Source organism: Gardnerella sp. c23Ub_4, from assembly GCF_055804115.1.
In genome coordinates this window covers 719,469-733,134 of sequence record NZ_JANUYO010000001.1, presented here as the reverse complement: position 1 = coordinate 733,134, position 13,666 = coordinate 719,469, and the positions used below count along the sequence as shown (strand labels likewise).

General features: G+C 39.8%; 11 protein-coding genes. 4 read left to right on the top strand and 7 right to left on the bottom strand.

Going from position 1 to position 13,666, the window contains the following annotated elements:
* Positions 1-118 precede the first annotated feature (118 nt).
* Positions 119-1,882 (top strand): zinc-dependent metalloprotease, encoded by a 1,764-nt coding sequence (locus NYP67_RS02870; RefSeq protein WP_415695123.1) that lies wholly within the window; start codon positions 119-121, stop codon positions 1,880-1,882.
* A gap of 53 nt (positions 1,883-1,935) precedes the next feature.
* On the opposite strand, the gene NYP67_RS02865 is transcribed toward NYP67_RS02870, so the two are convergent.
* Positions 1,936-3,576: an ATP-dependent helicase gene (locus NYP67_RS02865; protein ID WP_102704968.1), complete on the bottom strand. Its 1,641-nt coding sequence runs from the start codon at positions 3,574-3,576 to the stop codon at positions 1,936-1,938.
* Between the two features lie 150 nt (positions 3,577-3,726).
* On the opposite strand from NYP67_RS02865, the gene NYP67_RS02860 reads away from it, so the two are divergent.
* Together NYP67_RS02860 and NYP67_RS02855 are read left to right on the top strand one after the other, a co-directional pair.
* On the top strand, positions 3,727-5,355 hold the full coding sequence (locus NYP67_RS02860; protein ID WP_102704967.1) for a phosphotransferase: 1,629 nt from the start codon (positions 3,727-3,729) through the stop codon (positions 5,353-5,355).
* Between the two features lie 9 nt (positions 5,356-5,364).
* Positions 5,365-5,589: a DUF3107 domain-containing protein gene (locus NYP67_RS02855; protein ID WP_020758939.1), complete on the top strand. Its 225-nt coding sequence runs from the start codon at positions 5,365-5,367 to the stop codon at positions 5,587-5,589.
* A 90-nt stretch (positions 5,590-5,679) separates the two neighbouring features.
* Here the strand turns inward: NYP67_RS02855 and NYP67_RS02850 are convergent, their stop codons facing one another.
* Positions 5,680-6,576, bottom strand: coding sequence for a PHP domain-containing protein (locus NYP67_RS02850; protein WP_102704966.1), 897 nt, complete (start codon positions 6,574-6,576; stop codon positions 5,680-5,682).
* 79 nt (positions 6,577-6,655) lie between these two features.
* On the opposite strand from NYP67_RS02850, the gene NYP67_RS02845 reads away from it, so the two are divergent.
* Complete coding sequence (locus NYP67_RS02845; protein ID WP_032839929.1) at positions 6,656-7,282, top strand: vitamin K epoxide reductase family protein; 627 nt, start codon at positions 6,656-6,658, stop codon at positions 7,280-7,282.
* A gap of 55 nt (positions 7,283-7,337) precedes the next feature.
* On the opposite strand, the gene murI is transcribed toward NYP67_RS02845, so the two are convergent.
* From murI to NYP67_RS02820, 5 genes are all read right to left on the bottom strand, one after another.
* Positions 7,338-8,120 (bottom strand): glutamate racemase, encoded by a 783-nt coding sequence (gene murI / locus NYP67_RS02840; protein WP_102704965.1) that lies wholly within the window; start codon positions 8,118-8,120, stop codon positions 7,338-7,340.
* 54 nt (positions 8,121-8,174) lie between these two features.
* A complete protein-coding gene (locus NYP67_RS02835; RefSeq protein ID WP_172540160.1) occupies positions 8,175-9,797 on the bottom strand; it encodes an ATP-binding cassette domain-containing protein in 1,623 nt (540 codons plus the stop codon).
* 16 nt (positions 9,798-9,813) lie between these two features.
* Complete coding sequence (locus tag NYP67_RS02830) at positions 9,814-11,562, bottom strand: ABC transporter substrate-binding protein (protein WP_415695121.1); 1,749 nt, start codon at positions 11,560-11,562, stop codon at positions 9,814-9,816.
* A gap of 141 nt (positions 11,563-11,703) precedes the next feature.
* The gene (locus NYP67_RS02825) at positions 11,704-12,711 is read right to left on the bottom strand and encodes an ABC transporter permease (RefSeq protein WP_415695120.1); all 1,008 of its coding nucleotides are present in this window, start codon (positions 12,709-12,711) and stop codon (positions 11,704-11,706) included.
* Positions 12,708-13,595, bottom strand: a complete 888-nt coding sequence (locus tag NYP67_RS02820; RefSeq protein ID WP_004130389.1) for an ABC transporter permease — start codon at positions 13,593-13,595, stop codon at positions 12,708-12,710. The genes NYP67_RS02825 and NYP67_RS02820 overlap by 4 nt, the downstream gene beginning before the upstream one ends.
* Between the last annotated feature and the right edge of the window lie 71 nt (positions 13,596-13,666).

Genomic DNA, 13,666 nt, shown 5'->3' with positions numbered 1-13,666 from the left:
ATGTATCGAGTAGAATCTTTTATACGTGGTTAAAACTGTATAGTTAAAAACTATGTAAACAAACATAAAATATACGCAAATATATTTAACTTAGGTACAAACTTCATAAGGATTGAATATGAGCGAAGAAGAAATTCACCAATGGCTTGTTAGCTGCTTTGGCCCCGAAGAAGGAGAAAGAGCTTGGTCTAACTTTGAAAATCTTCCTTTTGAAGTTCGCGATGACATTCTTACAAGATGTTCAAACGGAGGCCTTCCATCTCCAGAAGAAGTTCATTCGTTAATGAGTGCCTTTGCCAATGGCGGCTTAAACACGCCTTTTGAGATGACGGAAACACTTAAAGAAGGTCCAATCAATAAAAGACTTGCTCAATTGCTTGCTTGCCAAAAAGCAACTGGAGATGGCGGTACAGTAAACGCACAAGTTGCAGATGCAACAAGAAGAGCGCTAAGTGAAGCAAACTTATGGCTAGACGCTAATTGCAATCTAAATCCAGTATCTGGAACCCCCGATGTTCTTTCAAGAGAAGACTGGGTTAATGGAACTATAGATTCGTGGATTAAGTTTGCAAACCCTGTTGCCAAATCGGTTAGTAACGCTTTTTCGGATGTTATTGCCGAAAAATTTGGAGAAGACCAAGACTTAGAAGTAGAAGGATTATACGACGGCGTTATGCCAATACCTATGCCAGATGGCGTAAAAAAGCCAGAACAAATGATGAGCCTTCTTGCTAACACGTCTTTTGCAATGCAATTAGGATATGCTGCTGGAAATTTATCTCACGAGATTCGCGGAAGCTTTGATCAAGGTATTTCACTTCTTAAAAACCCTGCAGGCGGTCTTGTTCCTTACAATTGCATAGATTACGCAAAAAAGTGGGGATTAGACATTAACGAAGTTATGAATTATCTAGCATTGCGAGAGCTTGCTCACGCACGATTGTTTGCATCTGCACCTTGGCTTATGCCTCGTTTTGAAGCACTAATAATAAAGTATGCAGCTGGAATTTCGATTGACTTAAGCGCTATGGAAGAACAGCTTAGAGATATTGAAGGAATGAGCCCAGAGTCTATTTCGGGAGCTGTTGACTTATGTAATATTGCTCGAAACGATACAGAAGGTCAAAAACAAGCATTAAAAGGATTAGAAACACTTCTTGCGCTTAGCGAAGGATGGGTTGATTGCGTTATTTGGCGTGCTGGAATGGCACACATTCCACACATTGAGCAGCTTAGAGAGATGACTAGGAGAGAACGCGCTGCAGGCGGCCCTTCCGAAATGACTTTCCAAGCTTTAACTGGATTAAAGTTGCGTCCTAGAGCAATGCGCGAAGCTGCTGCAATGTGGGATGCGATTACAAACGAAAAAGGCATTGAGGAACGCGATGCCATGTGGAACCACCCAGATCTTTTGCCAGAATTACCAGATTTTAGCGAAGATAAAGAAAATAATAAAGACAATAAAGATAAAGAAGATAATAAAGGCGATACTAATAAAGTAAATAAAAATAACGAAAACAATACAAGCAGCGAAAACAACGAAAACAACACTAATAGTCAAAACAATACGAATAGTCAAAACAGCGATAATACAAATAAAAAAGAATCTGAACAAACAGATAGCAATGATTTAGAAAACGCAAATCTAGAAGAATTAAGCAAGAATATGCTTGATTTAGAAGATTTTAAGAACAGTGACGATTTAGAGCAAAAACTTAAAGACGTTAATTGGGACGACGAATTAAGTAAATTATTGGCATCTAGCGATAGTGACAGCCAAAACGACGAGCAAGACTCAAACCAAGATTCCAATGCGAACTCTGGCGAAGATTCTGGTACAGACTCTGGCGAAGACTCTAATCAGCACAAAAGCGACAAATAAAGTCATAAACTAATTTATAAGCGATTTACGTTAGAACAATTGCATAAATGCATTTATTCTAAAAAGTGGCTTACAGACCTTTGCATTCCATTGCCGTAGTCTTTGCAAATTGCATAAGACATGTGCAAGGTTGCTTCCGCGCGCGTTATTGCAACATACATAAGTCTGCGCTCTTCTTCGTCTGTATCTTGAGTTCTATTAACGCTTCCAAATGGAAGTAGTCCTTCGCTGCAGCCGATTAAAAACACGTGCTTAAATTCCAAACCTTTAGATGCGTGAATCGTAGAAATCGTTACAGGAAGTAAAGATTTTTTGATTAAATCTACTTTTTCGCGCTCGCTTTCGCTTTCTTTTGCAAAGTCAATGTCTTTTGCATCGCCACTTTCGACGTATTTTTCTAAATCACTCAAATCGCTAGCGTTTGAATCTTCAAAATTGTTTTCTAAAACATCAATCTGCAAACCAGCATCTTTTCTAACAGAAAAATGTATTCCTAAATCACCCAAAGTTTTGCAAAATATATTCTGTTGAGCATTAGTGCGAGTTAGAATAGCAAAATCTGTAGGGAGTGCTTTGCCTGATTTAACAGCATTATAAATTCGTTGAGCAACATCAACAGCTTCGTCGTAATCCGTGTTATAAACAGTTTTAGTAACGCGAGCGCCACCCTTATTTTTTGACACGAGTCTTAAATAATCACATCTAAAAGCAGACTTAGAAAGAACCCGATTAGCAAGACCTACAATACGTTCCGTAGATCTGTAATCCGTATTTAGACTAATATCTGCACAAAGCGGCGCAAACTCGTTAGGAAATTCAAGTAAATCGTAGCTGCTTGCTCCTGCAAAAGAATAAATCGTTTGCGCAGGATCTCCAACAACGCAAATATTTCGATTATTGCCAAGCCAACATTTAAGAAGCTCATGTTGAAGAGGAGAAACATCCTGATACTCGTCAACAGTAACCCAGCCGATTTTACTACGTATTTTCTCACATGCTTTAGGAAAAGTGCGCAAAACATGGCATGCAAGAAGTAGCAAATCGTTAAAATCAATAAGATTCCTTGTGTTTTTTTCTAACTCGTAAGCTTTATATGCTTCAACAAATTGATTAACGTCTAGAGCTGCAGGAAGATCTCGGCTAACGCAAGAATATGCGCGCGCGTAATCATCTGGAGCAATAAGACTAACCTTTGCCCAGTTGATTTCTGCAATAATGTCTCGTATTTGTGCAGAGGTCATATCTGCAAAATCTGTGTAGTGGATTAACGCTTGCTCAGTAACGCTTTTTGGATCATCCATTATATTTGGAAAAGGAGCTTCGCAAACGTCATTCCAAACTCGTCTTAAATGCTGTAAAGCTGCAGAATGAAAAGTTGCAACAGTTACATTATTTACGCCTAATTTTTTAAGGCGATTTTGCATTTCTTTAGCAGCTTTTACGGAAAAAGTAACAGCTAAAACGCGATTTTCGTCCCACTCTCCTTTTGCACACGCATACGCGATTCTTCGTGTAATAGTGCGAGTCTTACCTGCTCCAGCGCATGCAGTAATGCGCACTGGCCCTTGTAACGCCATTGCTGCTTTGCGTTGAGAATCATCTAAACCTTCTAGCAAAGATTGCGCATAATCTTTACCATGATTTTCGTTAGATTCGCGCTTTTTGCTTTCTAAAGACTCTTGAGTAGAAATCATAATTCTATTGTTACAACAAATAAAGAAAAATAAAAGCATAAAACGCTAATGTGGTTAAAGGCTATTTAGCTATATCTCGTTGCTTTGTATTAATGTTGAACTGTGACACAGATAAGCAGATTCAAGTTGGTAGCGCTGGCCTCATCGGTCATGCCAGAAGTACAATTCGCCGGAACGCGCCAAAGCGAGCAGGCAAACGCCACCGATGCCGCTGCTGGCATATCTCACGCTGTTATTCAAGACGTTTCGGGCAGACTTTACGACATTTTTGTTAGCTCTAACGCTAAAGGTCAAAAACGTTTGCACGATAGAGCGCGAGCAGCATGGGTATTGCAAAAAACTAAGGGGCTTGCAGCTCTTGGATTTGCTCACGAAGAAATGCTTAAGTTTGTTCCTGGGTCGCTTTCAAATAAGGCAAATCAAACTAACCAGCAGAACCAAGCAAATCAACAAGATTCTACCAATAGTCAAAATCAAAACGAATTACATTTTGACTCAATAGGAGAAGCCGATTTTAACAATCCAACAGTGCTTATTTGTAATCATCTAAACGGAAATGCAAGAGAATTAAGTCTTCTTACAACAGATGATTGCGTAAACGCTGGAACGGCAATAGGCGCGATTCATAGACTAAGTCCGTCATTTTTAACTAAAAGCGATTATCCTTCCTTTACTACTGGTCAAATTCGCACGCAATTAACGTCTTGGATTAAAAGATTGCGTCAAGCAGGCCATATTCCTACAGAAATAACAGACAATTGGTCTAGAGTTTTAGAAACTGATGGATTGTGGTCATTCGACACTTGCCCAGTTCACGGCGGATTCAAAGATGGTGATTTTCTATTTTCTGGGTCTACTATTACAGCTATAACCAATTGGCAAAGTATGCAAATCAACGATCCTGCTCGCGATTTAGCGTGGATTTTTGCAAAGCTTAACGAGCAGCATAGAAACGCTTTGCTAAGTGCCTATGGAAGAATGCTTGGGTCTAGATTAGATAGCATGATTATGCTTCGAGCAAATCTTTGGCTGCAAATGGAGCAAGTTGGAGACTTTATTCAAGCTTTGCAACGCGCAGATACAACTGGAATCATGCGATTTAAAGCGCAAGTGGAACGTCTTGCTCACGAGCTTACGCGCATAAATAACTCCAGAGCAGCAAGCGCAAATCAAAACAATAATAGCGCAAATCCAGCGTCTTCTCTTACTGTAGGAGATATTGTTAAAGACGATATTGTTAAAGATAATTCTATTAAAGATGATGTTGTTAAAGACGATACTATATCTTCGGACGCTACTAACGAAAAAACTGTTGTAACACTCAAGCAAGAAGATCAAAAAGACTATAAAGATAATACATACGAACAAACTATAACTATAAACGACAACACTAACGCCACTGAAACTGCAACTAAAACCGCCACTATTGCAGACGGCTTAGAAACACAAGTTATAAGCAGCGTTAACAAAACTAACGATGTGAATAACAATACAACGAACGAAGTTAGCGATAGCAATAATGATTTTGCAGATAAAGCTAATGCAAATAATAGTGTAGAAAGTGCAAATAGCGGCGAAAGTGTAGACAGTACCAATATTGTTGAAAATGTCAATATAAATAGCAACGATGGTAATGGCAATAATAGTAATGGCAATAAAAATGAAGTTTTAGACAAGCCAGCAACGATTATTATTCCAATGCTAAAAGATGCAGAACTTGCTATTAAAGACGCAAAAAACAAACTAGAAAACAATACCGAAAACAGCGAAAACAATTAAGGAATAAAAATGAAGGTAACAATTGGCGTTAAGCACGTAAAAGACACTATTAGCTTTGAAAGCGACCAAAGCGAGCAAGATATACAAAACATTATTGAAAGTGCTATTAAAGACGCAAAAGCGATTAATCTTACAGATAAAAACAATCGAAAAATTTTTATTATGGCAGACTCTTTTGCATATGCGATTATAGGAGATACTCCAACTCATACTGTTGGTTTTAATGCGTTTTAACACTGCTAGAACACTGCTAGAACACTGCTAGAACACTACTGAACACTGCTAGAACACTTAACACGTTTATAACGTTTTAACAGCGCAATTTTAATTCATCTGGTAATTTAGGATTTTAGAAACAACATTGCAACTTGTTGTTTCTTCTCCGATTTTATTTGGCTTGCCACTACCATGCCAATCGGAGCCACCAGTAACAAGCAAATTCAAGTCTTTTGCTAACTCCAATAGTCTTTGTCTTTGCGTTAAAGAGTTTCCACGATGATATACTTCTAATCCATTAAGGCCAACGCTTGCATAGTGTTCTATTTGAGAGTCCGAAAGAATAACAAGATTCCTGCTATAATCCGCAGGATGTGCAATAACGCTTACTCCCCCAGCGTGTTTAATAACTTTAATAACTTCATCAACGCTTGGAGATGGCGTTGGAATGTAGTATGGACCGCGTGGAGCAACAGGACCTGCAAAAGCTTGCGACCTTGTTTCAAAAACGCCTGCAGCAACAAGAGCGTCTGCAATATGCGGGCGACCAATCGTAGTTAGCTCACCTTGTCCTGCTTGAGCAAGAACATCTTGCCAAGTAATCGGAAAGTCGTGCGACATAAGGTCAACCATTTTGCGCGTGCGTTCCAATCGGCGTTTTCTTGTAGTTGCAAACATTTCATTGATGCACTCGTCGTTTGGATTGTAGTTATAAGCAAGCATGTGAACCGATATATTCCCCTCTACAGATGTTATCTCTGATCCAAAAATAACTGGAAAATCAGCGTTTTTAGCAGCTTCTTCAAAATCATGCCAACCAGCAGTAGTATCGTGATCGCTAATAGCTACTCCACTAAGGCCAAGATTTTTAGCTTCATCTACTAATTCTTTTGGAGATTTAGTGCCATCGGAATATAAAGTATGACAATGCAAATCCCACCCTAAATCTTGCGATTTAGAATCCAAATTAAAGTCGTTATTCGCACTACTACCTATTACAGTCATATAATTATCGTAAACTGTGGCATGTAACGGTTTTAAGTCTAAACAATATCTAAATACATTAGCGCTTTGAGGAGTGTTTATGGGTAGCCACAATAATCGCATGAATTCTTGGCGACATTCTGCCGCTTGGGTTTACATGATTATGCTTATTTCATCCGCAATTGCACTTTTAACATCGCTAATACTTTCTTCCGAAACTTTAGCTCTTGCACGCGCACCGCACAAAGCGCTTGGATGCGACGTAAACACCGTTGTTTCATGCTCTAAAGTGGCTCAATCTTGGCAAGCGGAATTCATACGATTTGGCGAACTAAGCTTCCCTAATGCTTTCTTTGGAATTGCAGCAGAAAGCGTTTTCGTAACGCTTGCTGTAGTTGGAATAGCAAAAGTAAAACTTCCAAAATGGCTAGCAACTTTTAGCTGGATTGGCGGATTAGGCGCACTCTTGTACGCTTATTGGCTGTTTACGCAATCAATGTTTGTTATACAAATTCTTTGCCCATGGTGCCTTGTTTTAATGTTTTGCACAACTTTGCAATTTATGTCACTTACACACGCAACATTTAGCGTGCAAGAGATTGCGTTTAAAAATAAGATTTTAAGCGCTTACTACCGACTAAATTACGATTTAATCGTGGATTTGCTTTGGATTTTTGCTCTCGTATTGCTTATTTTAGGCAAATACGGCAATGCTATATTTGCCTAAGACACAGGTAAAATCGCAATTTAAGTCACAATTTAAGTCACAATTTAAGCTACAATCAAAAATCACCATTAAATAACGATTGCGATAGCTTAGCAATACGATTACTTGAATCGGAGTTAGTAAGCAGAACGCTCCCACTATTTTCGATTGTCGCAAGCAAATCTTTAGATTCTAAAACGCTTTTAAGATGATGAATAGTGCCATCATTACCGTCTACAATATTCACGCAATCAGGCAAAAACTCACGGAAGTAGCTTTTATAAAACACAAAATGAGTGCATCCTAAAACAACTGAATCAATATTCGTTAAATCGTAAGAATCAAAATACTTGTGCAAAGCGCTCATAACAATATTTTTATTGCCTAAATTGCCATTTTCCACAATTTCTACCAAATCAGGGCACGGTCTAGAAAAAATCTTGTGATTTTGCGTAAAACGATTCATAAGTTCTGCAAACTTGCGTTCTCTAAGAGTTAAAGGCGTAGCTGCAACGATTACGCGCTGAGGCTTGCCGCCACCCAAATCGCAAGCAAGCTTAAGAGCAGGCTCCATGCCAATAATCGGCATATTGTAATGCGCGCGCAAATCTTTAACAGCAGCAGAAGTGGCAGTATTGCAAGCAATTACAACAGCTTTAACATTAAGACTTGCAAAATGCTCAACAATCTTAAAACTAAGATCTCGCACTTCTTGAGGAGTTTTTATGCCATAAGGCGCATTTGCAGAATCGCCAAAATAAACAATGCGCTCGTTAGGCATAGCTGCGCTAAGTTGACGAACTACAGAAATGCCACCAAGCCCTGAGTCAAACACACCAATTGGAGCGCATGAAGTCATAAAAAACCTCCTAATAGACTCTTATTATGTTACTTTTTAGCACAAACATAAGCTTTACAAAACGGAATCAATAAGGCTTTGCGTGTAGGAATTCTTAGGGAAACGCAAAACGTCTTTAACGCTTCCCTGCTCAACAATTCTTCCGCCTTTTATAACGCTAACTTGGCTAGCAATACGGCTTACTAAAGCCAAATCATGCGTTATAAACAAGCACGAAAAGTTGTACTGCTTTTGCAAGCTACTTAGAAGATTTAAGATTTTTAGGCAATGGTTTGCATCTAACGCCGAAGTTGGCTCATCTGCAATAATCAAAGAAGGACGATTTATTAACGCTCGCGCAATGCCAACTCGCTGTTTTTGGCCGCCAGAAAGCTCGTGCGGGAACCTGTTTATTAAGCTTAATGGCAAATGCACTTGATTAAGAACAAACTCCACGCGCTTTTTGCGCTCTTCTTCGCTAAGACTTTTATTGGCAAGAAGAGGCTCGGCAATGCTCCAGCCTACTGTTTTTAAAGGATTTAACGCCGAGCCAGAATCTTGGAAAATGAATCCAATATTGCTTAAAATCTTGCGATTTGCGTGCTTTTTGCAATCGGAGTATAAATTAAGGCCCTCTATGCTTATGCTGCCAGATTCTGGCTTAAGCTGGCCAGAAATAAGCTTTGCAATCGTTGTTTTTCCAGCACCAGATTCGCCAACCAGCGCATGCGTCTTCCCCTTTAAAATATTAAGGTTCAAATCACTTATTGCGGATTTGGAAGAGTTGAAAATTTTAGAAGACTTAGCATATTTGGCAGAAACATTTTGAATGTTTACGCAAAAATCGCCAGCATCCGAGCTAGTTGATTCGCTAGCTAAATTATTAATATCAAAATCAACAATAGAGTCTAAAAGAGAGCGCGTATAGCTGTTTTTAGGATTAGAAAACACATCTTTAACTAGTCCACTTTCAATAATACTGCCACTGTTCATAACATAAACTGTGTTTGCAACAGCCTTAACAACGCTCATATTATGCGTAATAATCAAAACCGCAATATTATGCTTTTTAGCTAAATCGCACAAAAGCTGCAAAATCTTACGCTGAGTTGTAACATCTAAAGCTGTTGTAGGCTCGTCTGCAATAAGCAAAGAAGGTCGATTAATAATTGCCATTGCAATCATTGCGCGCTGAAGCTGCCCGCCAGAAAGTTCATGCGGATAAGACCTATAAACGCGATTTACATCCTTTAGGCCAACCTCGCTAAGGGAATCAAGAACTCGCGATTTTCTAGCGCGAGCGCTCATCTTGCCAAACTTTTCGGGATGATATTTTAACGCCTCTTCAATTTGCTTGCCAAGACGCATAACGGGATTAAATGCAGTAGATGGCTCTTGGAACACCATTGAAATAAGCCCCGAACGAATATAAGAATACGGAGCATTATTGCTTAGTAAATCCAAACTGTCATTAGCGCTTGTATTAATAACCGCTTTGCCAGAAACACTAAAATCGCCTGGAAGAAGACCCATTAACGCCAACGAAGTTAATGACTTTCCTGAACCAGATTCGCCAACCAGCGCGCTAATTTTGCCCGCATATAAGTTTAAATATACGTTATGCGTAATCTGATTTTTGCCAATCGCAATAGACAAGTTGTTAACACTAAGCACTGGATTTTCGCGATTTTCCAACATTTTATTAAATCCTTTTCTAGTTTCTAAGCGAAACTCGCGCATAGTTTGGATAAGCCGGGAAAGACCCAACGAAGAAGTTTTCCACATTGCTTCCGTGAATATAAGTGTTCTTAGAGTAAATAAGCGGAACAATTGGAGAATCGCGCATAATCTCTTTATCAACCTGCTGCCAAAGCAAATCTGCACGCGACTTATCTATAACGCCAACAGCTTGGCGAATCAAGGAATCCACTTTTGGATTCGAGTAGCGAGATATATTCCAATTGCCGCCGCCTATTTGCGAAGAATCAAAAAGCGGACCAATATTCGCATACGCAGAAGGAAAATCAGGCTGCCATTTAGACAAAGCTAAATCATAATCGCCAGAATCGCCAGTAATCATATCTGTAAAAATCTGCGAATCCACAGTTCGTATAGAAACATCAATTCCAACGCGCTTTAAGCTTGCTTGAATAGAAGATGCCACTTGCGCCTGATCTGGGCGAGCAATAAGACTAAACTTTAGTTTAGATTTACCCGATTCCTTTAATAATTGTTTAGCCTTTTCTACGTCCCCACGCGGATTTGCAGAATATAGATTATAGACTTTGCGCTCGCTTACACCTGGAGTAATAAGCGTTGTTGCAAAACCGCCAGCAACCGCACCGCCCTTTGCTCTCTGATACGACTGCTTATCTACAGCGTACTGAATTGCCTTGCGAATCTTAACATCTTTAATACGTCGATTGTTCATGGCCAAGTATTCCAACGCTCCGTCACCGCTTGTAATTAAAAGATTGCTTGACTTGTAGCTTGCTTTAGCTTGCGCGCGTTGAGCTGTAGGCACAAAATCTGCAAGAATAGCATTGTCTGCACCAGAATTGCCTTGAATCATAGATTGTGCAGCAACAGAAGCATCAACGCCAAGCTTCCAAATTATCTTGTCTGGGTAATTAGCTCGAATTGAATCCGCGCTGGAATCCCAATTAGTGTTTCTAACCATAACAATTTGCTTGCCAACTTCGTTTTCAACAATTTTGTACGGTCCAGAAGCAACTGGGCTTTTGCCATAATCCTGCGCGTTACCAGAATTTAGTGGAACGGGAGCGAATGCAGCCAAAGACGCAACCCAAGGCCAATTAGCAAAAGCAGCATTTAGCTTAAAAATGATTGTTTGATTGTCTGGAGTTTCAATCGAATCCAAAGATTTACCACTAAACGGACCGGCATAATCTTTAGCGCCTTGTAAAAGCGCTTTGTGGTAACCAAATCCGCCTGTAAGCGAGTTTGCAAAAGAACGCTCAAGACCATATTTAATATCTTTAGACGTTATTGGGCTTCCATCCTGGTATTTAATCCCTTTTTTAAGAGTGTACTTCCAAGTTTTTCCGCCGTCTAAAGCAGTTCCTGTATCTGTTGCTAAATCGGCAACAACACTCGTTTTGCCACTTGGCGTTACTTTCCACGTTGTTAAAGCACGGAAAACTAGGCTATTAGATGTTATTGGTAAACCCTGACTTCTTGCAGGATCAAAATCCATTTTTGATTCGGAGCTTAGAATCGTAAGCGTTCCACCCTTTTTTGGATTGCTATTAAGCACAGAAGCATTAGGGAGTCTTTTTTGTAGATTTTGACCACTTTGCACAGCAGATCCGCAAGCAGAAAATGCATAAACCAGCGAAAACACTAGAATTACGGAAATTGCTCTTAATGTATTTAGAGCAAAACCACGATTAACTTTTTTGATGATTTGATAATAATTTTGCATATTTTGTGCATTTTGCATGATTTTTCCTTAATTTTTTATAAAGTTATAAAGTTATTAAAAATTTTTATTATTGTGATTTAAAGAAGACTTTAGTAGCGACTTTAGTTGCAACCTTAATGGCAATTTTGCTGGCGATTTTAACGCTCACTAATCACCGCTTTAAAGGGCGACTTTAGCCGCTCTAGGATCAAGCAAACAATAACAGACGTCAACAATAAGATTTGCAATTATTACAAGAGCGGCCGAAAACAGCGTAACTCCAACCAAAACTTGCAAATCAAAAGTCTTAACAGCGTCTAAAAGAAGCGAACCCAACCCGTGCATAGAGAACACGCGCTCAGTTATAACCGCTCCACCAAGAAGACCGCCAAGATCTAAACCAAACATTGTAAATATTGGTAAAATCGCATTTCGCAAAGCATGATTTAGTACAACATGTGAATCGGGCATGCCCTTTGCTCTTGCAGTTCGCACATAATCTTTACCAAATTCCCTAAGCATTGTAGAACGAGTAATGCGCGCATAAAAAGCGCCATTTATCAACGCTAAAACAATCCAAGCGAGTAGCAGATGCCAAGCCCAGTTAAAAGGATTAGCAAAGAAGCTAACATATCCGCCCGTAGGAAAAACGGGAATGTAAACCGCAAAAGCAATAATCGCCAGCAAACCAATTAAGTAGGTAGGAGACGAAATACCAATCGAAGATAACGCTACGATTATGCGGTCAATCCACGAATCACGCTTAACAGCTTGCAAAACGCCTGCAAATACGCCAATTAGCATCCACAAAACAGCAGCGCCGATCGCGATTGATGCAGTAACTGGAAAACGACTAAAAATCAGACCAGTAACAGGCTCATTAAGAGCAAAAGACCATCCTAAGCAAGGAGCCGCGCAAACAATTGCGCTGGCAGATGCAGAATCGCCAAAAGTACGGCTAACAAAAATACCCTGCAAATAGTTAAAAAGCTGACTATACCAAGGCAAATCAGTTCCCATAAACGCAGAGACTTGGGCTAAACGTTCAGGCGTGCAAGGTTTGCCGCACATAAGCTGCGCAGGATTTGTTGGAGTCATAAAGAAAATCAAAAACATTGCCATTGCAATAACAGCAATAACAGCCAAAGCGCTTGCAACGCGCCTAATAATGTAAAGAAAAACGCTCATGCTGCTATCTCCATTTTTGAAGAAAGCCAATCGCCCATCATATTAAACCCGAGCGCAAGCAGGGACAAAGATAAACCTGGGAATATTAAATACCACGGGTCTACCAATGCCCACTGCACTGCGTCGGATATTGAGCGTCCCCACGAAGGCGAAGGCGGATTCATGCCAACGCCAAGAAATGAAAGTGCCGCTTCGAGTGCAATACGGCCTGGTATAGAAAGTGTTGTATTAACAATGATTATTGGAAGCATGTTTGGCAAAATCTGATTGCGCAAAACATGAAAAGCACTAGCGCCCATAACTCTGGAAGCAACAGCAAAATGACGATTTTTAAGGCTAAGTGTTTCGCCTCGTACCAATCGCGCCATACTAGGCCAACCAAAAAAGCCGATTACAAGAGTTAAAAGAAGCGGACGCGGGAAAGTTTGAGGAACAATCGCAGAAAGCGCAATCGCAAAGATTAGGAATGGGAACCCAAAGAACACGTCCATAATGCGAGAAATTGCAAAATCAACAAAACCACCAAAATAACCAGCAATAACGCCAATTACAACTCCTAAAACAACGGAGATTGCAGTAGAAGCTAAGCCAATTCCAAGAGAGATTCTTGCGCCGTGAGAGATGATTGCAAATAAGTCAATTCCGCGCAATGGTGTTACGCCAAACCAATGTTTTGAGCTTATTCCGCCTATGCCTGTAGGCAACGAAGAATCCGACAAAACATCGGGATTTTCGCTATATGGATCATTACCTGTAATAAAAGTAAAAAGGTCGGCAAAAATCGCCAATAAAACAAACAGTGATATTATTGCAATTCCAACAATTGCGGTAACACTTGATAAGTCGCGCTTACTACGCGAATAAAATACACCGCCCCTTTTCATCGCCACTCATTTCGTTACCTGCACTTTCATATTGCAATTTTTCTATAAAACTAACAAATACAAACATGAGT

Excerpts from the sequence above, each read along its gene's own strand:
- NYP67_RS02870 (WP_415695123.1), top strand. The coding sequence starts at position 119 with ATGAGCGAAGAAGAAATTCACCAATGGCTTGTTAGCTGCTTTGGCCCC.
- NYP67_RS02820 (WP_004130389.1), bottom strand. The coding sequence starts at position 13,595 with ATGAAAAGGGGCGGTGTATTTTATTCGCGTAGTAAGCGCGACTTATCA.
- NYP67_RS02860 (WP_102704967.1), top strand. The coding sequence starts at position 3,727 with ATGCCAGAAGTACAATTCGCCGGAACGCGCCAAAGCGAGCAGGCAAAC.
- NYP67_RS02855 (WP_020758939.1), top strand. The coding sequence starts at position 5,365 with ATGAAGGTAACAATTGGCGTTAAGCACGTAAAAGACACTATTAGCTTT.
- NYP67_RS02850 (WP_102704966.1), bottom strand. The coding sequence starts at position 6,576 with ATGACTGTAATAGGTAGTAGTGCGAATAACGACTTTAATTTGGATTCT.
- NYP67_RS02825 (WP_415695120.1), bottom strand. The coding sequence starts at position 12,711 with ATGAGCGTTTTTCTTTACATTATTAGGCGCGTTGCAAGCGCTTTGGCT.
- NYP67_RS02830 (WP_415695121.1), bottom strand. The coding sequence starts at position 11,562 with ATGCAAAATGCACAAAATATGCAAAATTATTATCAAATCATCAAAAAA.
- murI (WP_102704965.1), bottom strand. The coding sequence starts at position 8,120 with ATGACTTCATGCGCTCCAATTGGTGTGTTTGACTCAGGGCTTGGTGGC.
- NYP67_RS02835 (WP_172540160.1), bottom strand. The coding sequence starts at position 9,797 with ATGTTGGAAAATCGCGAAAATCCAGTGCTTAGTGTTAACAACTTGTCT.
- NYP67_RS02865 (WP_102704968.1), bottom strand. The coding sequence starts at position 3,576 with ATGATTTCTACTCAAGAGTCTTTAGAAAGCAAAAAGCGCGAATCTAAC.
- NYP67_RS02845 (WP_032839929.1), top strand. The coding sequence starts at position 6,656 with ATGGGTAGCCACAATAATCGCATGAATTCTTGGCGACATTCTGCCGCT.